The 24,218-nt window shown below is 72.7% G+C and carries 17 protein-coding genes; 7 read left to right on the forward strand and 10 right to left on the reverse strand.

What is annotated here, in order from left to right; translation table 11 throughout:
• Positions 1–466 precede the first annotated feature (466 nt).
• Positions 467–2,500, reverse strand: coding sequence for an ATP-dependent DNA helicase UvrD2 (locus GD748_RS16255; RefSeq protein ID WP_152196293.1), 2,034 nt, complete (start codon positions 2,498–2,500; stop codon positions 467–469).
• A 477-nt stretch (positions 2,501–2,977) separates the two neighbouring features.
• Here GD748_RS16255 and GD748_RS16260 point away from each other — a divergent pair, with 477 nt between their 5' ends.
• Entirely contained in the window at positions 2,978–3,238 is a 261-nt protein-coding gene (locus GD748_RS16260; RefSeq protein WP_152196294.1) for a mycoredoxin, read from the forward strand.
• Between the two features lie 138 nt (positions 3,239–3,376).
• Here the strand turns inward: GD748_RS16260 and nudC are convergent, their stop codons facing one another.
• Together nudC and GD748_RS16270 are read right to left on the reverse strand one after the other, a co-directional pair.
• Positions 3,377–4,345: an NAD(+) diphosphatase gene (gene nudC, locus GD748_RS16265; RefSeq protein WP_152196295.1), complete on the reverse strand. Its 969-nt coding sequence runs from the start codon at positions 4,343–4,345 to the stop codon at positions 3,377–3,379.
• Between the two features lie 51 nt (positions 4,346–4,396).
• The gene (locus tag GD748_RS16270; RefSeq protein WP_152196296.1) at positions 4,397–5,803 is read right to left on the reverse strand and encodes an HNH endonuclease signature motif containing protein; all 1,407 of its coding nucleotides are present in this window, start codon (positions 5,801–5,803) and stop codon (positions 4,397–4,399) included.
• Between the two features lie 335 nt (positions 5,804–6,138).
• On the opposite strand from GD748_RS16270, the gene GD748_RS16275 reads away from it, so the two are divergent.
• Complete coding sequence (locus GD748_RS16275; RefSeq protein WP_152196297.1) at positions 6,139–6,504, forward strand: nuclear transport factor 2 family protein; 366 nt, start codon at positions 6,139–6,141, stop codon at positions 6,502–6,504.
• 98 nt (positions 6,505–6,602) lie between these two features.
• Here GD748_RS16275 and GD748_RS16280 read toward each other — a convergent pair whose 3' ends face one another.
• The 3 genes from GD748_RS16280 to GD748_RS16290 are packed head-to-tail and all read right to left on the reverse strand — an operon-like array spanning position 6,603 to position 9,663.
• Positions 6,603–7,091, reverse strand: a complete 489-nt coding sequence (locus GD748_RS16280) for a hypothetical protein (RefSeq protein ID WP_152196298.1) — start codon at positions 7,089–7,091, stop codon at positions 6,603–6,605.
• A gap of 41 nt (positions 7,092–7,132) precedes the next feature.
• Positions 7,133–8,416, reverse strand: coding sequence for a tRNA 2-thiouridine(34) synthase MnmA (gene mnmA / locus GD748_RS16285; RefSeq protein ID WP_152196299.1), 1,284 nt, complete (start codon positions 8,414–8,416; stop codon positions 7,133–7,135).
• A complete protein-coding gene (locus GD748_RS16290; protein ID WP_226921486.1) occupies positions 8,416–9,663 on the reverse strand; it encodes a cysteine desulfurase family protein in 1,248 nt (415 codons plus the stop codon). Before GD748_RS16290 ends, mnmA begins: the two co-directional genes overlap by 1 nt.
• Before the next feature lie 184 nt (positions 9,664–9,847).
• On the opposite strand from GD748_RS16290, the gene GD748_RS16295 reads away from it, so the two are divergent.
• A complete protein-coding gene (locus GD748_RS16295; RefSeq protein ID WP_152196301.1) occupies positions 9,848–11,386 on the forward strand; it encodes an Hsp70 family protein in 1,539 nt (512 codons plus the stop codon).
• Positions 11,387–11,418: 32 nt separating this feature from the next.
• On the opposite strand, the gene GD748_RS16300 is transcribed toward GD748_RS16295, so the two are convergent.
• Positions 11,419–12,441 carry a hypothetical protein gene (locus GD748_RS16300; protein WP_152196302.1) on the reverse strand — a complete coding sequence of 341 codons (1,023 nt, stop codon included), beginning with the start codon at positions 12,439–12,441 and terminating at the stop codon, positions 11,419–11,421.
• Positions 12,442–12,804: 363 nt separating this feature from the next.
• Between GD748_RS16300 and GD748_RS16305 the strand changes: the two genes are divergently transcribed.
• Positions 12,805–13,407, forward strand: coding sequence for an NADPH-dependent FMN reductase (locus GD748_RS16305; protein WP_152196303.1), 603 nt, complete (start codon positions 12,805–12,807; stop codon positions 13,405–13,407).
• A 3-nt stretch (positions 13,408–13,410) separates the two neighbouring features.
• Here GD748_RS16305 and GD748_RS16310 read toward each other — a convergent pair whose 3' ends face one another.
• Together GD748_RS16310 and GD748_RS16315 are read right to left on the reverse strand one after the other, a co-directional pair.
• Positions 13,411–14,391 carry an electron transfer flavoprotein subunit alpha/FixB family protein gene (locus GD748_RS16310; protein WP_152196304.1) on the reverse strand — a complete coding sequence of 327 codons (981 nt, stop codon included), beginning with the start codon at positions 14,389–14,391 and terminating at the stop codon, positions 13,411–13,413.
• Between the two features lie 13 nt (positions 14,392–14,404).
• Entirely contained in the window at positions 14,405–15,214 is an 810-nt protein-coding gene (locus tag GD748_RS16315) for an electron transfer flavoprotein subunit beta/FixA family protein (protein ID WP_152196305.1), read from the reverse strand.
• 115 nt (positions 15,215–15,329) lie between these two features.
• Between GD748_RS16315 and glgX the strand changes: the two genes are divergently transcribed.
• Together glgX and trpS are read left to right on the forward strand one after the other, a co-directional pair.
• Complete coding sequence (glgX, locus tag GD748_RS16320) at positions 15,330–17,615, forward strand: glycogen debranching protein GlgX (RefSeq protein ID WP_226921487.1); 2,286 nt, start codon at positions 15,330–15,332, stop codon at positions 17,613–17,615.
• Positions 17,616–17,942: 327 nt separating this feature from the next.
• A complete protein-coding gene (gene trpS / locus GD748_RS16325) occupies positions 17,943–19,079 on the forward strand; it encodes a tryptophan--tRNA ligase (RefSeq protein ID WP_152196307.1) in 1,137 nt (378 codons plus the stop codon).
• A 143-nt stretch (positions 19,080–19,222) separates the two neighbouring features.
• On the opposite strand, the gene glgP is transcribed toward trpS, so the two are convergent.
• Positions 19,223–21,811 carry an alpha-glucan family phosphorylase gene (gene glgP, locus GD748_RS16330; protein ID WP_193312986.1) on the reverse strand — a complete coding sequence of 863 codons (2,589 nt, stop codon included), beginning with the start codon at positions 21,809–21,811 and terminating at the stop codon, positions 19,223–19,225.
• Between the two features lie 130 nt (positions 21,812–21,941).
• Here glgP and GD748_RS16335 point away from each other — a divergent pair, with 130 nt between their 5' ends.
• Positions 21,942–24,179, forward strand: coding sequence for an alpha-1,4-glucan--maltose-1-phosphate maltosyltransferase (locus GD748_RS16335; protein ID WP_405002694.1), 2,238 nt, complete (start codon positions 21,942–21,944; stop codon positions 24,177–24,179).
• Positions 24,180–24,218 lie beyond the last annotated feature (39 nt).

The raw sequence follows: 24,218 nt of genomic DNA on the forward strand, positions 1-24,218 counted from the left end.
GAACTCGTCAGAAACGACGAGAGCCGCGGTCCCGATGTGGGGATCCGCGGCCGGAGCTGCAACTCGTGTGGAGTGCTAGGTCCGGGAGGCGGTCCCGACGGGGGTGCCGACGAGCGCGGGGCGCAGACGCACCCCAGCCGTGGCAATGCCGAAGGCAGACTGCTGCCGAGTGAGGGCAGACTTCGGCCTTGCGGCGAGCGGGGTGGGCGCGAGCACGACGTACGCGCAATCGGCCATGTTCCTGTTGATCACTTCGGCACCTCCTTCGGCTGCGGGGATCCTTGTGTGCTGGCTAGGCAGGACCCGGTCGAAACGGACAGGAACGAGACTAGACCCGTCGTTCCTCGAGGGGCAATCCTTTTTCCGGGGAGTTTTTCGGCGAGTTTCCGGGACGGACTTCGAGAGGAGCAAGGCCGCCCTCCGGAAGGCTCTGAGGCCGCCCTCCGGAGGGTTCGACAGGCAGGGCTCAGCGCGAGAGCCAGGCCTCGACGTCGACGTCCTCACCGCGGACGACGGCGAGGACCTGCCCCCCGTAGGCCTCGAGCTTGGTCGCCCCGATGCCACGCAGGACGGCGAGCTGTCGCAGGTCTTTCGGCTTTGCCGTGGCGATGGCCTGCAAGGTGGTGTCGTGCAGCACGGTGTACGCCGGCTTGCTGATCGTCCGGGCAACCTCACCCCGCCAGGTTCGCAGCCGCTCGAAGAGCTCGGCATCGGCGGGGTTCTCCTCGAAGAACGAATCGGTGCGCGCCCGGGCGGCGGCGCGGCGCGAGAGCTTCCCTCCCCCGCCGGCACCGTCGTCGGGCCAGATGCCGTCCAGGAAGCGTGACCGCTTCCGCGAGGCGCGTCCACCGACCGTGCGAGCGCGGGCGTAGGACAGGTGCAGGTGCTCGCGTGCTCGGGTCACCCCGACGTAGAGCAGCCGTCGTTCCTCCGCGACGGCATCGTCACCGTCGGCGAGCGAGATGGGCAGGAGCCCCTCGGAGACGCCGACCAGGAAGACGGCGTCCCACTCCAGGCCCTTGGCGGCGTGCAGGCTCGCGAGCGTCACGCCGGCGACCGTCGGGGCGTGCTGAGCCGCCATCCGCTCGTCGAGCTCGGCGACGAGGCCGGCCATGTCGGCGTTGCGCGTGGCGTGGAGGTCGTCGGCGAGGGTGACGAGCGAGTTCAGGGACTCCCACCGCTCCCGGACGGCACCTCGTGCGGCGGGAGGCTGCTTGACCCAGCCCACCGAGGCGAGGATGTCGCGCACCGCCTCGGGCATGGGTTGGTCGGTCGTGGACCGGACGCCGCCGCGCAGCAGCACGATGGCCTCGCGCACCTCCCGGCGGGAGAAGAACCGCTCGCCACCGCGCACGAGGTAACCGATGCCCGCATCGGCGAGTGCCTGCTCGAGCGCCTCCGACTGACCGTTGGTCCGGTAGAGGACTGCGATCTCGCTCAGCGGCACCGCCTCCTTCTCGAGGGCCGTGATGCGTTCGGCGACCCCTCTGGCCTCGGCGAGGTCGTCGTCGTAGGTCTCGAAGCGCACCGGGATGGACGAGGGACGCTGCGCGACGAGCTCCACGGCTGCGGCGTTGCGATGGCGACCTGCCCGTGCCAGGACCTTGTTGGCGAGGTCCACGACCTGGGGCGTGGAGCGGTAGTCACGGACGAGCCGGACCACCGGGGCGCCCTCGTACCGGCGCGGGAAGCCGGTGAGGAAGTTCGGCGTGGCGCCGGTGAAGGAGTAGATCGTCTGGGAGACGTCACCCACCACGCAGATCTCGCGCCGCGAACCGAGCCAGAGGTCGAGGAGCCGCTGCTGGAGGGGTGAGACGTCCTGGTACTCGTCGACGACGAAGTGCCGGTACTGCGCCCGCACCTGTGCGGCGACGTCGTCTCGCTCGAGCAGGATCCCGACCAGCAGCAGGAGGACGTCCTCGAAGTCGATGACGCCACGTTCGTTCTTGACGTCCTCGTAGACGCTGAGCAGCCGCGCGATGGTGGCGTGGTCGTGACCGGCCACGTCCTCCCGTCCGGCACGGAGAGCCTTGGCTGCGTAGTCGTCGGGGGTGACGAGGGAGACCTTGGCCCACTCGACCTCCCCGGAGAGGTCACGGATGGCGACCCGGTCCGCGCCCAGGCCGAGCCGTCCGGACGCCTCGGCCACCAGGCCGGCCTTGTGCTCGGCGATCCGCGGCAACGACCCGCCGATCGCCGTCGGCCAGAAGTAGGACAGCTGTCGCAGCGCGGCGGCGTGGAAGGTCCGCGCCTGGACGCCCGCCACACCGAGGTCGCGCAGCCGTGAGCGCATCTCACCTGCGGCTCGTGCCGTGAAGGTCACGGCGAGGACGGTCTGAGGGTTGTACGTACCCGAGCGCACGCCGTTCGCGATGCGGTAGGTGATGGCGCGCGTCTTACCGGTACCGGCGCCCGCGAGCACGCAGAGCGGACCGGTCAGGTGCTCGGCGACGGCCCGCTGGTCGTCGTCGAGGGCGGCCAGCAGCTCTTCGGTACTCATCGACCTCAGTCTCTCAGGCGGCGGTGACAGCACCGGTGCCGGTCCCCAGGTTCTGGCGACCGTAGTCGCGACGACCGGGCCGGTGGATCGTGGCCGCGTCCATCTTCGGCGTCCATGCTCGGCCCCTTCCTGGATTGCGCCACCGCGACTTCTCGCGACGGTGCCTCCGGCGAGCGGGCCTGCGGGTGGGCCCGCGGTCCGCGTCCGGGGCTGCTCCTGGACGGGCTTGCCCGGGCCCTGGTGACGCGGGACGTAGGCGAGGGAACGGTCGAAGTACGCCGCCATGCCGGGGGCGAGGAAGACGGCGTGCCGTCTGGAGAACGCACGGACGTGCTCGCTTCGACGGCGCGACGTGGCGCGAAGCACGCCGTGCGGTCACCACCGAGGGAAGAATCGGAACGGTCTCGCCGTTTGTGCTGATGACGAACCATTCGTGCGCGAGCGATGCGCACGACCACCGACGCAGAGGAGCCCTCCATGACCACGCAGGCGCCCGAGGCCGGCACCATCACGATGTACTCGACCTCATGGTGCGGGTACTGCCGCCGACTGAAGACCCAGCTGGACAAGGAAGGCATCGCCTACAACGAGGTGAACATCGAGGAGGACGAGACCTCCGCGAGCTTCGTCGAGTCGGTCAACGACGGCAACCAGACGGTCCCGACGGTGGTGTTCCCTGACGGCACGGCGGCCACGAACCCGTCGCTCAACGAGGTCGTCCAGCGCCTGCAGGCCTGACCAGAGCTGGTGGAGGACCCCGCACGATCGTGCGGGGTCCTCTACTTTGTCGTGCGGGATCCGCTCGTCGTCGTGCGGGGATCCGCTCGTCGTGCGGGGATCCCCTCACGTCGACGATCACGGTTCCTCTCGGTGCGATCAGCCGTCGCGGACAGGCGAGACGGGACCACCGAACCAGTCCTCGATCAGCGCCCTCGCGATCGACGAGCGCATCGGTAGGAGCACGTGCTGCTCTCCGACGGCGACCGCCAGCTCCGCCCGGGTGAAGAATCGAGCCTCCGTGATCTCCACGCCGTCCACGCGGATCTCGTTCGGCGCCCCCTCGGCCACCCGCGCGCGGAACCCGAGCATCAACGACGCCGGGAACGGCCACGGCTGAGAGGTCGTGAACTCGACCTCACCGATCCTGATGCCGACCTCTTCCATGACCTCGCGGCGCACAGCCGTCTCGATGGACTCACCCGGCTCGACGTACCCGGCGAGCGTCGAGAAGCGCCGCTCCGGCCAGTGGGAGGCGTGGCCGAGGAGGATCCGGTCCTCACTGTCGGTGACAGCCATGATCACGGCGGGATCGCTGCGCGGGTAGTGCAGCGACTGATCGGCTGTGCAGCGGCGCACCCAGCCTGCGTCGATCACTTCGGTCATCTCGCCGCATCGCGGGCAGCGCGGGTGCCGAGCGTGCCAGGCCGCCAGGGCGACGGCAGTCGTCGCCAGTCCGGCGTCGCGATCGCCCAGAACGTCACCGACGTCGCGGAGGTGGTCGAAGGTCAGCGTCGAGACGAGCTCGACCAGAGCCGCGTCCTCGACGACCGGCACGCCGTCCAGATCGCGTTCCTCGCCGAGGTCGTCCGGCAGCGTCAGGGACACGTACGCACCGCCGTCGTCCCGTCCGAGGTATGCCACCTCCTCAGCCGCTCGGCCCGCCCCCGGCAGCTCGGCCGGGCTGTGCAGCGCCAGCTCACCGTCGCGGGTCGCTACGAGGCCGTGCCGGACGAGCACGATCCGCGTATCGGGATCGGACAGCAGGCCGGGCAGCAGGTCGTCGAGGGGGCGTGAGACGGCGTCACGGTCGACGGTGGAGCGGGCGAGCGGGAGTAGGTCGTGCACACCCACACGGTATCGGCCGCCATCGAGTCAGACCGGCGAGGGTGTCGCGCGTCAGGTTGCGTGGGGCGTGGGTTCGATGGTGGTGCCGTCGCGGCGGGTGAAGTGCCAGTGGGTGCCGCGGTTCTCGATGGTGATGCGTCGTTTGTGGACGAAGTCGTGGTGGTGCCAGCACAGCAGGATGCCGTGTTTGAGGTCGGTGGTGCCGTGCTGGGCCCACCACCAGATCGCGTGGTGGATCTCGCCCTCGCCTGGTGGGGCGTCGCAGCCTGGGTAGCGGCAGGTGCGGTCGCGGGCGATGATCGCGCGGGTCTGGGCGGTGATGAAGAGGCGTTTCTCTCTGCCGGTGTCCAGCACCTCGGAGGCGGGTCCGAAGACGACGCGGTGGACCTCGCTGGTGCAGGCGATGCGGGCCAGCAGGGACGGGGCCAGCGGGGTGCCGTCGTCGAAGGTCGCGGGTTCGACCTCGGTCATGGCGGCGGGGTCGAGCTCGGCGCCGATGACTGCCTCGGGCAGCGGTTGCCCGCACCCGCAGGTCCCTGGCTCTGATGCTCCGAACGCCGCGCCGGGGTGGGTCGGGAGCGGGCAGCCGGGGTGGCGGCGGGTGGGTGCGGAGGCGGCGATCAGGCGCTGGAGGGTCTCGAAGGGGACGTGGACGCTGAGGTGGGGGCGGATGCGGGCGCCGGGGCGCAGCGTCCCGGAGTCCAGGGCCAGGTGGGCCAGGGAGGCCAGGGCGCCGGCGTAGCGTTGCCCGGCGGTGCGGTGGTCACCGGCGGCGGGGGTGGCGACCCGGGCGTCCAGGGCGGCCCGCACGGCCTCGCCGGAGGCCTTGGACAGCCACCCGCCGGGGACGTAGCCGTCGGTGGTCTCGGACAGGTAGAACTCTTCCCGGTCGGACTCGGCGACGTAGGCGCGGTCGGCGGCGTCGGGGTCGGCCCGCAGCCCCCAGTGCTTGAGCACGATCGTGAAGGCCGAGGCGTCCAACGACCTGGCCTGGGCGAGGAGGAAGTCCTCCCCGACGGCCGGGTCGGTCAGCTTCGCCCGCCGGGCTTCGGTGTCGGTGGTGTGCTTGACCAGGGCGGCGGCGTGGTCGGCGCTGATCTGAGCGTCGGCCAGGGCGGCCGCGGTGGCGGGCAGGTGGTCGCGCAGCGCCCTGGCCTGGCGCACCTGCGCCGTGGCGGTGGACTTGTGCCGGCCCGTGCGGGCCCGGTACCAGGTCGGCATGGACCGGGCGCCGTCCAGCGCCCAGAGCCCGCCGGCCTCGATCGTGGCCAGTGCCCGGGCGGTGAGGGCCTCGACCTGCCGGTGGGCGTGCTCGAGGTCGTCCAGGGCATCCATCACCGCCTGCCCGGGCACGGTGTGCAGGTCGATCCCGGCGAGCCCGGACAGCAGCTCCTGGACCTGGGACAGGCCCGCCGCCAGCGCCGCGGCCGGGCCGCCGTCGTCGTCGATCGGGGACATCGGGGCCTCCCTCCCACGCCACGTCGTCGGGGTACGAAGATCGGGTCGTTCAACCACCACCACCGTATCGAACACACGTTCACGAATGCAAGAGGAAATGGTGCGCGAATCAAATTTGTGGAAAGCGTGGCAACAACGCCCACTGTGGAAAACCGCCCTGTGGAAACGTTGGCATCTCGCGGCTTCTGTGGATACGAAGCCAACTAATCACTGCTGTCACGAAAAGCATGGAGCTCGTACTACAGTTTTCCGCGCGACTGTAAGCAACATTGCAAGCGGCGGAACGAATCCAGTCTGCGGGCGACAGACGAGGCAAGCCGTTCGACAATGTCGCCATGCTCGAGGAACAGCTCGCCACCTGGGTCGAGGGCTACGTACGGGCCTGGAACTCGAACGACCGCGACGAGATCGGGATGCTCTTCAGCGAGAACGCGACGTATCGCACCGAGCCTTACGCGGAACCTGCCACCGGGCGCCAGGCCATCGTCGAGAGATGGCTCGAGCTTCGTGACGAACCCGGCCAGACGACGTTCCGGTGGGAACCGCTCGTTGCCAGCGGCGGTCTGGCAATCATCCAGGGCACGACCGTCTACCACTTCGATCCGCCGAAGACCTATAGCAACCTGTGGGTGATCAGGCTCGACGCCGAGGGTCGCTGCACGGAGTTCACCGAGTGGTGGATGGAACAGCCCGCGCGGTGACGGTAACTGGTCCGACGTCGGCGGCGGCGGTTGGACAGGAGCCCGGGGTGACGGCAACGCACGACAGGGCCTGCGCCGTCGGCAACCCACCGCAGAGGTCAGCGCGTCTCCGCGGTCTCCGCCGGCGGGACCGGGGACGCGCAGTAGGCCAGCGGTCCCTGCCCCTCACCGTGGTAGGCGAACTCCGAACCGCCCGCCGCCAGCACGAGCCGCCTGCCGTCTACCAGTGCCTGCGTGTACGCCTTCCCGGGCTCAGGGCAGCCGATACTGCCGTCGGACCAGGTCACCGTCTCGAACACGACGACGGCGATCTCGCCCGGGTCGACTCCGGTCCGGCCCGCGAGGTCGTCGACGGCGGTCCGCACGTCAGGAGGTAGCGACGCGGGGTCGCTGGGTCGGCCCGTGCTGCCAGTCGGGCTCGCGGTGGGATCGGCGGTCCGGTCGGTCGTCGGGCCGTCGGTCGGGATCGCGCTCGGGCTCGACGTCGCCCCTGGGGTCTCGTCCCCGACGTCCGGGTCGCCGCACGAGCCGAGTGCCAGGAGCAGGGCCGCGAGGCCGAGCACCGTGGGCCCCGCTGTCGGTCTCATGGCTCGACGGTACGTAACCCGGACCTGGACCGCATCGGCGATCAGGCGGGTACCGCCCTGCTGGCGCCCCGCGCTGACGCACCGCGTCTCGCCGAGGCGATCGTCGCCTGACCGAGTACGCGTGTGCCGGCGTAGACCACAAGAGACTGCCCGGGTGCGATGCCGCGCAACGGGACGGCAAGCCGGGCCTCGAGCCGCTCCCCGCCGGTGATGTCGGCGGCACCACCGCCCGAGCCGCCAGCGATGTCGGCGGCGCTACCTGCCGAGCCGTCACCGACCGGGCGCCCGCCGTCGGCGCGCTCGTGGTGAGGGGCGACGTCGTCCGCCGCCGCACCCGGTCGCGACCCCGTGGACCGCCGCACACGAGCGGCCACCGGCTCTCCGTGCGCCCGGACCTGCACCTCGACGTCGACCCACTCCCCCGCCGGGACGTCGTCTGCGAGCCACACCGCCTGGTCGCCACGCAGCTCGTCCACGCTGAGCAGCTCGCTCGGACCCACCACCACCTGGTTGGACTGCGGGCGGACCTCGAGCACGTAGCGGGGCCGACCGTCGGCTGCCGGTCGGTTCAGTCCCAGCCCCTTGCGCTGCCCGACGGTGTAGGCGTACGCGCCGTCGTGCTCCCCGACGACCCGGCCCTCGGCGTCGACCACCTCGCCCGGCCGGGCGCCGAGCCGCTCGCGCAGGAAGCCCTGGGTGTCGCCGTCGGCCACGAAGCAGATGTCGTAGGAGTCCGGCTTGGCGGAGACGCTCAGCCCCCGCGCCGCCGCCTCGGCGCGCACGGCGTCCTTGGACGGCACGTCGCCGAGCGGGAAGAGCGAGCGCGCGAGGCGGTCGGACCCCATCACCGCGAGAACGTACGACTGGTCCTTCAGGGGGTCGGCGGACCGGTGGAGCTCACGACGGACGCCGCCTACGCCGTCGGCCGCCTCGACGATCTTCGCGTAGTGACCGGTGGCGACGGCGTCGAACCCGAGCGCCAGGCCACGGTCGAGCAGCGCTGAGAACTTGATGTGCTCGTTGCACCGCACGCACGGGTTCGGGGTGCGGCCCGCGGCGTACTCGTCGAGGAAGTCGGCGACGACCGTCTCCTCGAACTCCTCCGACAGGTCCCACACGTAGTACGGGATGCCCAGGACGTCGGCCGCGCGGCGGGCGTCGCCCGCGTCCTCGATCGAGCAGCACCCGCGCGAGCCGTTGCGGTGCTGGGCGCGCGAGCGGGACAGCGCCATGTGCACACCGACGACGTCGTGGCCCGCGTCGACGGCGCGGGCGGCCGCGACGGCGGAGTCCACACCACCGGACAGGGCGGCCAGGACACGCATCAGCTCACGCTCCTCAGGTCGGTGGCGGCATCGTGGAGCCCGACGGCGGAGCGTCGCGCCCGGGCGGAGCGGGTCGCGTGGGCCTTGCGGGCGTTCGCGACGACCGTGGGCAGAGCCGCCGCGGCGGCGTCGACGTCCGCCTCGGTCGTGGTCCGCCCGAGCGAGAACCGCAGCGCCGAGCGCGCCTGCTCCTCGTCCCGGCCCATGGCGAGCAGCACGTGCGAGGCCTCCTGCACACCCGCCTGGCAGGCGGATCCCGACGACGCCGCCACCCCTGCCACGTCCAGGCCGAAGAGCAGGGAGTCCGCGTCCGCACCGTCGACGGTCAGGTGCGCGATCCCGGGCAGCCACGCGTCGGCGCCCGCCTGGTCGAGGTCCGGGCCGGAGAGGCGGACTCCCGGGACGGTCGAGAGCACGGCGGAGAGGAGCCGGTCGCGCAGGCGGCGCAGCCGTGCGGTCTCCGCCTCCTGCTCGGCGACGGCGGAGCTCACCGCGAGCGCCAGGGCCCGGGCGCCGGCCACCGCCAGCGTGCCCGAGCGAACCCCGCGCTCCTGGCCCCCGCCGTGCTCGACGGGGCTCAGTGCGAGGTCCCGGCGGGCCACCAGCGCGCCGGTCCCGACCGGCGCGCCAAGCTTGTGCCCGGAAAGGCTCAGGGCGTCCAGCCCGGACCGGGCGAAGTGGACAGGAGCGTGCCCGAGCGCCTGCACGGCGTCGGAGTGCACCGGGATCCCGGCGGCGTGCACCAGCGCCACCACCTGGTCGAGCGGCTGCAGCACCCCGGTCTCGTTGTTCGCCCACATGACGCTCACCAGCGCCGTCGCGGGGCCGTGCTCGTCGAGGTGCACGTCGAGTGCGGCGACGTCGAGCACGCCCGCGCCGGTGACCGGCAGCAGGTCCAGGGCCGCGCCGTCGTGCGCTGCGAGCCAGGTCGCGGCCTCGAGCACCGCTGGGTGCTCGACCGCGGATACGGCCACCCGCGTGCGGTCGGCCGTGCGACGGGCCCAGTAGCCGCCCTTGACCGCGAGGTTGTCGGCCTCGGTGCCCCCGGACGTGAAGAGCACCTCGGCGGGCTCGGCGCCGACCGCGGCCGCCAGCTGCTCCCGCGCCTCCTCCAACCGACGCCGGGCGTCCCGCCCGGGAGCGTGCAGCGACGAGGGGTTGCCGAGCCGGGTGAGCTCCTCGGCGTAGGCCGCCGCGACGTCGGGGCGCACCGGGGTGGTGGCCGCGTGGTCGAGGTAGGTGGTCACGATCGTCCAGTGTAAGGAGACGTCGCGACGCCTGCTCCGACGACGCCGGGCACGCCTGCTCCCACGAGGCTCCGGCACGCGCTGCCACGAGGACCGGGCCGGCTCGTTGCGACCATCGGGCCACCGGGGTCCACCCGCCGCACGCTCGCCGGCGAGGCCCCCCGGCGTTGATACCCTCGCTGCCATGCACCTGGGCGTCGATCTGGGCACGACCCGCACGATCGTCGCCGCGGTCGACCGCGGGAACTACCCCGTCGTCACGTTCCTCGACGACGACGGCGACGCCCACGAGAGCTTCCCCTCCGTCGTCGCCCTGCACGGCGAGCGCCTGCTGTACGGCTTCGACGCCATCGCGGCGGGCGCGACCGGGGCCCCGCTCCTGCGCTCCTTCAAGCGGGCGCTCGCCGAGCCCGACGTCAACGCGGACACCGCGATCGCCGTCGGGGACCGCACGGTCCCCCTGCTCGAGATCCTCACCGGCTACCTCCGTGCCATGCACGAGGCGCTGCTGACCACCTCCAACCTGCCCGGTGCCGGCACCGGACAGGCGGACCCGGACCTCCTGGGCCCGGTCGTCGTGGCGGTGCCGGCGCACGCGCACGGCGCCCAGCGGTTCCTCACGCTGGAGGCGTTCCGCCGCGCGGGCTTCGACGTCGCCGCGCTGCTCAACGAGCCCTCCGCAGCGGGTTTCGAGTACACGCACCGCCGGGGTGGCACGGTCACCTCGCGCCGCACCCGCGTCGTCGTCTACGACCTCGGTGGCGGCACGTTCGACGCCTCGCTCGTCGACGTCGAGGGCACCGGGCACGACGTGCTCGCGACCGCGGGGCGGAACCGGCTCGGCGGCGACGACTTCGACGACGTCCTCGTGCGCTGCGCCCTCGCGGCCGCGGAGGTCGAGGAGGCCGACCTCGACGCCTGGGCGCTGGCGAGCCTGCGTGAGCAGTGCCGCGAGGCGAAGGAGCGCATCTCGCCGCAGTCGAGGCGCATCGCGCTGGAGGTCGGCGAGAGGGACGTCAACGTCGCGGTCGACGCCTTCTACGATGCCGCGGCGCCGCTCGTCGAGGCCACCATGACCGCGATGGGACCGGTGCTCGACAGGCTCGACGACCCCACCGGCCTGACCGACGTCGCAGGCATCTACCTGGTCGGGGGCGGCAGCTCGCTGCCGCTGGTCCCCCGCCTCCTCAAGGAACGGTTCGGGCGACGGGTGCACCGCTCGCCGCACCCCTCCGCGTCGACCGCCATCGGCCTCGCGATCGCCGCCGACCCGGCGTCCGGGTACTCGCTCGCCGACCGGCTCTCCCGGGGCTTCGGCGTCTTCCGCGAGCAGCGCTCCGGGCAGGGCGTCGTCTTCGACCCGATCCTCACGCCGGACGAGATCCTGCCGACCGCTGACACGGTCGTCGCGACGCGCCGCTACCGGGCGGCGCACAACATCGGCTGGTTCCGCTTCGTCGAGTGCGCCGCCGTCGACGACGCCGGCGAGCCCCGCGGCGACATCGTCCCCTTCGCCGAGGTGCTCTTCCCGTTCGACCCGGCGCTGCGCGACCGGCCGGACCTCGGCGACGAGCCCGTCCGGCGCCAGGACGGCTGCCTGGTCGAGGAGCGGTACGTCATCGACCCCAACGGCATCGTCGAGGTCCACATCACCGACCTCGACACCGGCTACGAGCTGCGCCGGACCATCGCGGGACGCGCGGCGCCCGGCGCGTCCACCTGACGGCAGTCGGCGACGGTGGCCCCGGCCCGGGATCAGCCGAAGAGTGCGCGAGGCAGCTCCGCGTCGACGTCCTCGAGCACCACCTCGAAGCCGGCCCCCGCGTCGCTCCCGCCCACCTGCTCGACGAGCACGCAGATGCCGGTGCCGACGTCCAGCCGCACGCGGGCGCCCTCGCCGTAGACGTACCCGGCCGGCCGGTGCGCACCACCGGGGCCCCACTCACGCTCCTCCTGCGCCCGGTCGACCAGCAGGGCGCAGCACCCGCAGCGGGGCTCGTAGTACCCGCGGGCGGAAACCACCGCCTCCCACGCAGGGCGCCCGTGGTGGTCGACGACGGCGACCGGCCCGACCGACGTACCCGCACGCACCGTGGGGTCGACGCCGTCCGGATCGCGGCCGTCGGCCAGCTCGACCGGGTCGAGCATCGCCACCCAGGCGTAGTTCTCGTAGAACGCGTCGTCGGCCGCCTCTGCCGTGAACGGCCGCGCGGCCACGAGCCCGTCGGCGCGCAGCCTGGGCTGGGAGAGCCGGGCGAGCTCCCCGCTCTCGTCGTGCTCTCCGCGCACCTCACGCCACGCGATCACCGCGTCGTCCGGGTCGGCGGCCCGCTCCGCACTCACCCCCGCGCCCCGGACAGCCGCCTGGGCCGCACTCGTCCCCGAGTCCCAGACACCCGCCTGGGCCGCACTCATCTCCGAGCCCGGGGCTACCCCGGGCACCGCACCGTCGCCAGGCGACATCGCGTTCACGTCCACGTCCACGTCCGTGTACCGCTCCGGGAACGACCCGCCGTCGTCCGACCGGGCGAGCATCACGACCGACGTCGTCCCCCGCTCCTGGACCTCCGCCGTCACCAGCTCGCCGCCGAGGGTCTCGACCCGGACCGCTCGCGGCGAGCGCGAGATCCACGCACGCACCTCCTGGTGCCGTCGCGGAAGGGAGGCGTGCCAACGCACGCGCAGCTGCGCCGTCGTCCATCGCCATGGCGAGGAACGCGCGAGAGCGCGGAAGTCCTCGGCCTCAGGTGCGGCTGTGAGACCCAGGTCAGCTGACACCCGCCCATCCTGGCCGACCGTCCGTGCCGGCGGCACCGCATTTCCCGGACCCCGACGCCGACTGTGCATCCGCTAGCGGGGCGGTACCCGACGTGGCTCCCGTGCCTCACGGACCTGCGGGGCGGTACCCGACGTGGCTCCGGTGCCTCACGGACCTGCGGGGCAGTACCCGACGTGGCTGCGGTGCCTCGCCGACCTGCGGGCAGCCACCCCCGACACGCTAGGGGCAGCCGCGGAACGTACCGCTGCCCGCTGCCCGCCACCCAGCGCGCGGATCGGACGGCCCGGCGCAAGGATGGTTCCGCACCGTCCAGATCAACGCCGACCGGTCGGTCGCGGCCGGTCGCCCAGAAGGGATGAGCAATGGCCCAGTACAAGGTCGGCTACTTCGTCGGCAGCCTCGCCACCGGATCGATCAACCGCACGCTCTCCGAAGCGCTCATCAAGGTGGCGCCCGACACCCTGGAGTTCACCGAGATCCCGATCAAGGACCTCCCGCTGTACAGCTACGACTACGACGAGGACTACCCGCCGGAGGGCCGCGCGCTGAAGGAGGCGATCCTCGCCTCCGACGCCATCCTCTACGTCTCGCCGGAGTACAACCGCGCCATCCCCGGTGGGCTGAAGAACGCCATCGACTGGGGCTCGCGCCCATGGGGGCAGAACGCCTTCGCCCGCAAGCCGTCCGCGATCATCGGCGCCTCGCCGGGAGGTATCGGCACGGCCGTGATGCAGGCGAACCTGCGCTCGGTGCTCGCGTTCCTCGACTCACCGCAGCTCAACGCCCCGGAGGCCTACATCACCTACCAGGCGAACGCCTTCTCCAACGGCGAGTGCACGGACCCGTCGACGAGGGACTTTCTCGCCACGTTCATGTCCGAGTTCGAGGCGTTCATCCAGCGCGTGCTCTCCTCCGCCCCGGGCCACATCGGGCAGGACCCGGACACCCCGCACGACCGGGGCTGACCCTCAGCCGCGCAGCCTGCGCAGCTCGGCCACCGCCTGCGGCAGGACGTCGTTCAGGTCACCGACGATCCCGAGGTCGGCCATCTCGAAGATCGGCGCCTCGGGGTCGGAGTTGACGGCCACCACCGTCTCCGCGGACTGCATGCCCGCGGTGTGGTGGATCGCGCCCGAGACCCCGACGCCGATGTACAGCCGCGGGGAGATCGTCACGCCGGTCTGCCCCACCTGGGCGGCGTGCTCGATCCAGCCCTCGTCGGTCGCCACGCGCGTGGCTCCGACCGCGGCGCCGATCTCGTCGGCCAGCTCGGTCACCAGGGAGAAGTCCCCCTCGACACCACGCCCGCCGACGACGACGGACCTTGCCTCGCCGAGCGGGACCCGCCCGCCGCGGGGGTGCTCCGTGCGCGAGACCACACGCACCGCCCGTGCCGCCGTGGAGAGGTCCACCGGCACGCTGACCAGCGCCGGCTCGCCCCCGGGCGCCTCGACGGCCTCGACAGCGGTGGCCTTGACCGCGATGACCGGAACGCCGCGGGTGACGGTGCAGGTCGTCGACCACGTGCCCTGCAGCACCACCTTGGAGGCGACCAGGCCGGACGCGCCCTTCTCGACCCCTGTGGCGTCGACGACGGCGCCGGAGCCCAGCGCCACGGCCAGCCGGGCCGCCAGCTCCTTGCCGGCGAAGCTCGAGGTGAGGAGCACCGCGCCCGCGCCGGCGAGCTCCACGGCGGCGAGCACGGCCTCGGCCGCGACCGCCGAGACCGTCGGGTTGGCGCCGTCGAGGTCGGGCAGGTAGACGGTCGGCACGCCGAACCGGGCCAGCGCGTCCGTGTCCGGCGTCTCGAGGGCGACGGCGGCCACGCCGGCCGCGCCGGCCAGCTCTCGGGCCAGGGTCAGGACCTCGGCCGACGCCGCGGTGAGGGCGCCGCCGACGTGGTCGACGACCACCAGCACGGGACGCTCGGCGAGCTCGGGGACACTCATGTTCACTCCTGCCTCAGACCAGCTTGTTCTCGTGCAGGAACGCGGCGAGCTGGGTGCCGGCGTCCCCGGAGTCGGTGATGATGCGCCCGGCCTCGCGCGGCGGGCGGGCGGCGGCGGCGAGCACCGCGGTCCCGGCGCCGGCCGTGCCGACCTCGGGTCCGCCGTCGACCTCCGCCCCGGACGTCGCCAGGGCGAGGTCGTCGAGGTCCCAGGTGGTGACCGGCTTCTTCTTCGCGGCCCTGATCGCCATGAAGTTGGGGTAGCGCGGCTCGTTCGCCTGGTCGGTGACGGACAGCACCAGCGGCAGGTCCGCGGCCAGCACCTCGTCCGCCTCGCCGATCGTGCGGGTGATCGTCACGACCCGGCCGTCGAGCGCGACGTCGCTCGCGAGCGTCAGCTGCGGCAGCTCGAGGGACGCGGCCAGCGCCGAGGGCAGCATCGCGGTCAGACCGTCCATGGACGCCATGCCGGTGACCACGAGGTCCACCGGCACCTCGTCTCCCAGCCGGCGCACCGCGGCGGCCAGCACGCGGGCGGTCCCGACGACGTCGCTGCCGGCCACCCGCTCGTCGCTGACGTGGACTCCGGAGTCGGCCCCCATCTGCAGCGCCCGACGCACGGCGTCGACGGCCTCGTCCGGCCCGACGGTCAGGGCCACGACCTCCGCCCCGTGCTCCTCGGCGAGGGTGACGGCGGCCTCGACGGCGTTCTCGTCGAGCTCGTTGAGGACGTCGTCCTCACCGCGCACCAGGTGGCCGTCCCCGTCGAGGGAACGGTCGGACTGCAGGTCCGGGACGTGCTTGACGCACACGACGATCCTCATGGGTCCAGATTGCCACCTCCGCGGGTCCGGACCCGAATCGCGGCCCCGGCGGCCACGGGTCCGATCGGGTGGCATGACGCCCACGCGTGGACCTCCGTTGAGGTTGAATGGAACGGTGAGTACCACCAAACGCACCTCCCTCGGCAGGCTCGGCGCGGCGCTCCCCGAGCCGGAGCACTACGCCGACGTCCCGACCCGGCGGGCCCCCGCGCGGGCCACCAACCGCCGCCGGCTCGGGGTCCACCTCGTCGGCGACGGCGTCGACGTCGCCGTGCACGCCTCCCGGGCCGAGCGCGTGGACCTGTGCCTGATCGACGTCGCGGCGGACGGCTCGCTGTCCGAGCGGCGCTTCCGCCTGCGTGGCCCCGTCCACGGCGTGTGGCACGGTCACGTCCCCGGGGTGCGCGCCGGCCAGCGCTACGGGTTCCGGGTCCACGGGCACTGGGACCCCGCCGTCGGGCTCCGGCACAACCCCGCCAAGCTCGTCCTGGATCCCTACGCCCGCGCCCTCGCCGGCGCCACCGCGCTCGTGCCCGCGATCTACGGCCACGTGGTGGACGACGACCTCGCCCCCGTGGACGGCGTCCTGCACCCCGACCCGGTCGACTCGGCTCCGTTCGTCTCGCACGGCGTCGTGGTCGACGACACCTTCGACGGGGCGGTTCCGTCGCCGCGGGTGCCGTGGTCTGACACGGTCCTCTACGAGGCGCACGTGCGCGGGCTGACGATGCGCCTGCCGGGCCTCCCGCCGTCGCTGCGCGGCACCTACGCGGGCATGGCGCACCCGGTGACGATCGCCCACCTGAAGAAGCTCGGCGTGACGACCGTCGAGCTTCTGCCCATCCACGCCAGCCTTCCCGAGCCGTTCCTCGTGGAGAAGGGCCTGACCAACTACTGGGGCTACAACACCCTCGGGTTCTTCGCGCCCGAGCCCGGGTACGCCACGCGCGCCGCGCAGGTCGCCGGGCCGCAGGCGGTGCTCGCCGAGGTCAAGGGCATGGTCGCGCTCCTGCACGCGGCCGGCCTGGAGGTCGTGCTCGACGTCGTCTACAACCACACCTGCGAGGCCGGCGACCTCGGCCCGACGCTGAGCCTGCGCGGGCTGGACAACACCGGCTACTACCTCCACGACGGCTCCTCCCCCGCCCGGCTGGCCGACGTCACGGGCACTGGCAACTCCCTCGACTTCCGCCGCACACGGGTGGTCCAGCTCGCCCTGGACTCGCTGCGGTACTGGGTGAGCGAGGTCGGCGTGGACGGGTTCCGCTTCGACCTGGCGGTCACGCTCGGCCGCAACGGCGCGGAGTTCAGCCCGTACCACCCCTTCCTGGTCGCCATGGCCACCGACCCCGTGCTCGCGCAGACCAAGCTCATCGCCGAGCCGTGGGACCTCGGGCCGGGCGGCTGGCGGACCGGGCAGTTCCCCGCCCCGATGGGCGACTGGAACGACCGGTTCCGCAACACGGTGCGGACCTTCTGGCTCGCCGACGCCGGGGCCGCGGCCAAGGGCCAGCCCGGGCGCGACCTGCGCGACCTCGCCACCCGGCTGTCCGGGTCGGCGGACCTCTTCGGCCACGGCGAGGTCCCCGGCGGGCGCGGCCCGCTGGCCTCGGTCAACTTCGTCACCGCGCACGACGGCTTCACGCTCGCCGACCTGGTCGCGTACGAGCACAAGCACAACGAGGCCAACCTCGAGGGCAACCGGGACGGCAGCGACGACAACCGGTCCTGGAACCACGGCGTGGAGGGTCCGGTCCAGCGCGACTCGGTGGCCGCCGAGATCGTCCCGGTGCGTCGCCGCTCGATGCGCAACCTGCTCGGCACGCTGCTGCTCTCCGCCGGCACCCCGATGCTCACCGCCGGCGACGAGATGGGACGCAGCCAGGGCGGCAACAACAACGCCTACTGCCAGGACAACGAGATCTCCTGGCTGGACTGGCGCACCACCGGCTGGCACGGCGACATGCTCTCCACCACCTCCTACCTGCTTCGGCTGCGTCGGGAGCACCCCGTGCTGCGGCCCACCCGCTTCGCGTCCGGACGTCCCGCCGACGGCGACGAGGTGGCCGACCTCGCCTGGTTCGACGCCGGCGGCGACGCGATGTCCGCCCAGCGCTGGCACGACCCGCACAACCGGGTGCTGCAGATGCTGCGCTCGGGTCTCCACTGCGGCGACGGTGATGCGCTGGTGGTGCTCAATGGCTCCCTCGACCAGCAGGAGGTCACGCTCGCCCGCGGCCGGGGTGCGGACTTCGAGCTCGTCTGGGACTCGTCCTGGGAGCGGCCGGACCACTCGCTGGAGGACGAGACCGACCCGATGAGCCTGGTCGCCTCCCCCGGCGAGTCCGTCGAGATGGAGTCGCTCAGCATGCGGCTCTACCTCACCCGTCCCTCCCGCTGAGCCCCGGCCGGCACGTGACCGCCGGGCCACCGGGGCAGCTCCGCCGTCGGGCCCGCACCCGAACGTCGCGGCAGCACCGCCGTCGTGCCCCGCATCCGATCGTCGTGCCCGAACCGATCGTGGTGGCAGCTCCGCCGTCGTACCGGGACCCGAACGTCGCGGCCTGTCCCCCGAGGACTAAGGTGGGACCCGTGCTGACCCGCGTGCGCTCCTGGTGGCCGTCCTGACGGACGGCCCCCGGCGCACCCCACCTACCCGGCCGTCCCGCGAGGCGGCCGTCGTCATGTCAGCGCGCCCCGCAGGACGGCCACGACCGACGAGGACACCATGACCACCGAGCAGACCGTGCCCACCGACCAGGTCGACGACGCCGCCACCGACCTGGCGGAGGCCACCAACGAGGCGTCGTTGGAGCGCACCCGCCGGCGCAGCGACGAGATCGAGGCGCAGATCGCGAAGGACCCCACCGGGTTCCGCGTGCTCACCGGCGACCGGCCCACCGGCAACCTCCACCTCGGCCACTACTTCGGCAGTCTCCTCAACCGGGTGCGCCTCCAGCGCGCCGGGGTCGAGACCTTCGTCCTTGTCGCCGACTACCAGGTCATCACCGACCGCGACGGCGTCGGCCCGATCCGCGAGCGAGTGCTCTCCCTGGTGGCGGACTACCTCGCCGTCGGGATCGACGCCGACGCGAGCACGATCTTCGCGCACTCCGCGGTGCCCGCCCTCAACCAGCTCATGCTGCCCTTCCTGTCCGTCGTCACCGACGCCGAGCTGCGGCGCAACCCCACCGTCAAGGCCGAGCTGGACGCCACCGGCGACCGGCCGATGTCCGGCCTGATGCTCACCTACCCGGTGCACCAGACGGCGGACATCCTCTTCTGCAAGGCCAACCTGGTGCCGGTCGGCAAGGACCAGCTGCCGCACCTCGAGCAGGCTCGGGTGGTCGCCCGTCGCTTCGACGAGCGGTACGGGCGCGCCGGCGACGGCTCGGCGCCGGTCTTCCCGCGTCCCGAGGCGCTGCTGTCGAACGCCGCCTCGGTGCTCGGCACCGACGGGCAGAAGATGAGCAAGTCGCGCGGCAACGCCATCGAGCTCGGCATGGACGCGGACACCACGGCGAAGCTGCTCAAGCGGGCCGTGACCGACGCCGACCGTCACATCACGTACGACCCGGCGAACCGCCCCGAGGTATCCAACCTCGTGCTGCTGACCGCGCTGTCGAGCGGGCGCGAGCCCGAGGACGTCGCCGCCGAGCTCGGCGACGGCGGCGGGGCCGCCCTGAAGAAGGCCGCCACCGAGGCGGTCAACGAGATGCTCGCGCCCGTGCGTGCACGGCGCGCCGAGCTCGTGGCCGACCCGGCCTACCTCCTGCAGGTGCTGCGCACGGGCAACGAGCGCGCCAACGCGATCGCCGAGGCCACGCTCTCCGAGGTCCGCGAGGCCATGCAGATGGTGTACTGACCCACCTCGTCAGCCCGGTGTGACGCCTGCCCGCCACCGGGCCCTGGGACCCGAGCACCGCAGCACAGCACCGGCGCACGCGAACGCCCTGGTGCCCCGTGCGGGGCGCCAGGGCGTTTCGCGTCAGGCGGTCACGCGGCGCGTCAGTGGTGGGCGCCGACCGCCAGCCCGAGCTCGGTGACTGCGGCGATGTCGTCGTGGTTCGGCACCACCCGCACCGTGTACCCGAACGGTCCGGCCAGCTCGAGCTCGTGGGCGCCGACGAACGCGTACCGGCCGCCCTCCAGCGTCTGGCTCAGCGTGAGCGGGAAGACCCGGAACTCCGTGAGGTGGTCCTCGTCGTCCACGCGGCCGCCGACCACCTGGACCTGGACGTCCTGCGGCCCCAGCTCGCCCAGCGAGACGTAGGCGGTGACCTCGATCCGGTCGCCGACGTTCACGACGTCGGCGACGCCGTCGGCCTCGACGTGGTCGACCCGCACGCCGTGCCAGGCGCCGCGCACGCGGTTCTTCCAGTCCGCCAGCTCCCGGGCGCCGTCGTGGGTGGCGCCGTCGAGCGCCCGCGCGCTGCGGGCCACCGGGGTGTAGAGCCGCTCGACGTAGTCGCGCACCATGCGGGTGGCCTGGACCTTCGGGCCGAGCGTGGCGAGCGTGTGGCGCACCATCTCCATCCAGTGACGCGGCACGCCCTCGGCGTCCCGGTCGTAGAACCGCGGCGCGACGGTGTCCTCGAGGAGCTCGTACAGGGCTGCGGCTTCGAGCCGGTCACGCTCGGCCGGGTCCTCCACGCCGTCGGCGGTGGGGATCGCCCAGCCGTTGCGGCCGTCGTACCACTCGTCCCACCACCCGTCGAGGATCGACAGGTTCAGCGCACCGTTGAGGGCGCACTTCATGCCGGACGTGCCGGAGGCCTCCAGCGGACGCAGCGGGTTGTTCAGCCAGACGTCGCAGCCCGGCATGAGGGTCTGCGCCATCGCGATGTCGTAGTTCGGCAGGAACACGATGCGCTCGCGCACACCGGCGTCGTCGGCGAACTGGACGAGCTTCTGGATCAGGCCGACGCCCTGCTCGTCGTCGGGGTGGGACTTGCCCGCCACGATGATCTGGATGGGGCGCTCCGGGTCGGTCAGCAGCCGGGTGAAGCGCTCCGGGTCCGAGAGCATCAGGGTCAGCCGCTTGTAGGTGGGCACGCGGCGCGCGAACCCGATCGTGAGGACGTCGGGGTCGAGGACGTCGTCGGTCCAGCTCAGCTCCGCGGGCGAGGCACCGCGGTCGACCCAGGACTTGCGCACCCGGCGCCGCGCCTCGCTGACGAGGTTGGACCGCAGCCTGCCGCGCATCCGCCACAGCTCGCCGTCGGAGAGCCCGCCCTCCTCGGGCGTCAGGAGGAAGCCCTCGCCCAACTCGACCTGCTCGGGGGTGAGCCGGCCGTCGACCATCTCGGCGAAGGCCGGGTCGACCCAGGTCGGCCCGTGGACGCCGTTGGTGATGGACGTGATGGGCACCTCGGAGACGTCGAAGCCCGGCCAGAGCTGGTGGAACATGCCGCGCGAGACCTTGCCGTGGAGCTGCGCCACGCCGTTCGCGCGCTTGGCCGCACGCAGCCCCATGATCGCCATGTTGTACACGGCCGGGTTGCCGCCCTCGAAGTCCTCCGCCCCCAGGGCGAGCACCTTCTCCAGCGGGATGCCGTCCATCTCGGCGCCACCGCCGAAGTACTCGGCGATGAGGTCCGTGCCGTAGCGGCTGATGCCGGCGGGCACCGGCGTGTGGGTGGTGAAGACGGTGCCGGCCTTGACCGCCTCGAGCGCGGCGTCGAAGCTCAGGCCCTGACCGGCGACCAGCTCGCGGATGCGCTCGACGGACAGGAATCCCGCGTGCCCCTCGTTGCAGTGGTAGACCTGCGGCGTCGGCGCCCCGGTCAGACGCGTGTAGAGCCGGACCGCCCGGACGCCGCCGATGCCCAGCAGGAGCTCCTGGCGCAGCCGGTGGTCGGCGGAGCCGCCGTAGAGCCGGTCGGTGACCCGCCGGGCGGAGTCGTCGTTCTCGGCGATGTTGGAGTCCAGCAGCAGCAGCGGCACCCGGCCGACCTGTGCCAGCCACACCTGGGCGTGCAGCGTGCGGCCGCCCGGCAGCGCGAGCGACACCTTGGCGGCGGTGCCGTCGGCCTCACGCAGCAGCGTCAGCGGCAGGTTGTCCGGGTCGAGCAGCGGGTAGGTCTCGTGCTGCCAGCCGTCCCGGGTGAGGGACTGCTTGAAGTAGCCGGCCCCGTAGAGCAGACCCACCCCCACGATCGGCACGCCGAGGTCGGAGGCGGACTTGAGGTGGTCACCGGCCAGGATGCCGAGGCCGCCGGAGTACTGCGGGAGGACCGCGGTGATCCCGTACTCGGCGGAGAAGTAGGCGACGGCGTCCGGCTTGTCGGCGTCGTCGAAGTCGTTCTGGTACCAGCGCGGCTCGCTGAGGTAACGCCGGAGGTCCTCGTCGAGGCGGCGCACCTCGGCCACCAGCGCACGGTCCTCGGCGAGCTGCTCGAGACGCTTCCTGCTCAGCGATCCGAGCAGGGCGACCGGGTCGCCGTGGACCTTCTTCCACAGCTCGGGGTCCAGGGAGGCGAACAGGTCCCGGGTCGGGGTGTGCCAGGACCAGCGCAGGTTCAGCGCGAGGGTGTCCAGAGGCTTGAGCGCCTCGGGCAGGACGGTGCGGACGGTGAATCGACGGATTGCTCTCACGCAGACGAGTCTAGACGCGAAAGTTTGGAACGTTTGCATGAGGTTGCACGGCCGTTGCAGAAGTGCAGGTGGGGCCTCCGCCGTCGCCTCCCGGACTGCCGTCGCGGCCACACCTCGATAGGTTCGGGGGGTGAGCACCTCCCAGCCCCACGACCCCGTGCCCGCGCAGACCTCGCCGTACCCGGCCACGCGCCGCGGCGGCACGACGGCGTCTCCCGCCCTCACCCCGCCGGCCCCCGTGACGCCGGCGCCCGGCGGCGACACCACGCGCTCCGCGGACGCGCCCTCTGCCGACACGCGCCCGGCCCACCCGGGCGGCGCGGCGACCGTGCCCTACGCGCAGGCCCCGGCCCCGCGCCCGGCCCCCTTCGCCCCGATCGGCCGCATCCCGGTCGTCGAGGTCACGCCGGTGATCGAGGACGGGCGCTGGCCCGTCAAGGGCACCGAGGGCGAGTCCTTCCCGGTGCGGGCGACCGTCTTCCGCGAGGGGCACGACGCCGTCGCCGCCACCGCCGTGCTCGTGGCCCCGGACGGCACCGTGCACTCCTCGGCCCCGATGTACGACATCGCGCCGGGGCTGGACCGTTACGAGGCGTGGCTGACGCCGGACGCCCCGGGGGCGTGGGGGTTCCGGGTCGAGGGCTGGTCGGACCCGTACGCCACCTGGGCGCACGACGCCACCCTCAAGATCGACGCCGGCGTCGACGTCGACCTGATGCTCACCGAGGGCGCCCTGCTGCTGGAGCGTGCCGCCGCGCGCGACCTGCCCGGCGACGCCGCGCGGATCCTCGCCGACGCCGTCACCGCGCTGCGCGACGCCGACCGGCCGGCCCAGGCGCGCCTGGCCGCCGGCACCGGCGAGGAGGTCCGTGCGGTCCTGGCCGCGCACCCGGTCCGCGAGCTGGTGTCCCCGTCCGCGACCTACCCGGTGGTCGTCCACCGCGAGCGCGCGCTCTACGGCTCCTGGTACGAGATGTTCCCCCGCTCCGAGGGTGCGCACCAGGACCCGGCGACGGGCACCTGGACGTCCGGGACCCTGCGCACCGCCGCCGAGCGTCTGCCTGCGATCGCCGGGATGGGCTTCGACGTCGTCTACCTGACCCCGATCCACCCGATCGGCCTGACCAACCGCAAGGGACGCAACAACACGCTCGGCGCCGGGCCGGACGACCCCGGCTCGCCGTACGGCATCGGCAGCCCCGACGGCGGGCACGACGCCATCCACCCGGACCTGGGCACGTTCGACGACTTCGACGCGTTCGTCGCCCGTGCGCGCGAGCTCGGGATGGAGGTGGCGCTGGACGTCGCGCTGCAGGCCTCGCCGGACCACCCCTGGGTGAGCGAGCACCCGGAGTGGTTCACGACCCGCGCGGACGGCACGATCGCGTACGCGGAGAACCCGCCGAAGAAGTACCAGGACATCTACCCGCTCAACTTCGACAACGACCCCGAGGGCATCTACGCCGCCGTGCGCGACGTGCTCCAGGTCTGGGTCGACCACGGGGTCACGGCGTTCCGCGTGGACAACCCGCACACGAAGCCGCTGAACTTCTGGCAGCGCCTGCTCGCCGACTTCCACGAGCGCCACCCGGAGGTCCTCTTCCTCGCCGAGGCGTTCACCCGTCCGGCGATGATGCGCACGCTCGGCGCGGTCGGGTTCCACCAGTCGTACACGTACTTCACGTGGCGCACGTCCAAGGGCGAGATCGGCGACTACCTCACCGAGCTGGCCTACTCCACCGACGCCCGGGTCCGCCCGAGCTTCTGGCCGACGACGCACGACATCCTCACCCCCTACATGCAGCAGGGGTCCACCGCGGCCTTCGCCATCCGCGCCGTCCTCGCCGCGACGTCCTCGCCCACCTGGGGCATCTACTCCGGCTACGAGCTCGTCGAGCACATCGCCCGGCCGGGCGCCGAGGAGCAGATCGACAACGAGAAGTACGAGTACAAGGAGCGCGACTGGTCCCGGGCGGAGAGCCTGGGCATCGCCGGCCTGCTGCGCGTGCTCAACACCGTCCGGCGCGCCCACCCGGCGCTGCAGCGGCTGCGCAACGTCACGGTCCACCCCACCAGCGACGACGCCATCCTGTGCTTCTCCAAGCGGGTCGAGGCCGCGCAGTCCCCGACCGGGCTGGCCGACACCGTGATCGTGGTGCTCAACCTCGATCCCTACGCCACCCGCGACGGCGTGGTCCACCTCGACCTCGCGGCGCTCGGTCTGCACCACCCCGGCAACGACGACGTCCCGGTGATGGCGGCCACCGACGAGCTCGGGGGTGAGACGTACTTCTGGGGTGCGCGACCGTGGGTGCGGCTCGACCCGCACGGCCAGGTCGCCCACATCGTCTCCGTGAGGGCCCTGTGACCGCCGTCGGCCAGGGGCCCCGGGCCGGTGTGACGGTGC

This window comes from Georgenia subflava, from assembly GCF_009193155.1.
GTDB lineage: Bacteria > Actinomycetota > Actinomycetes > Actinomycetales > Actinomycetaceae > Georgenia > Georgenia subflava.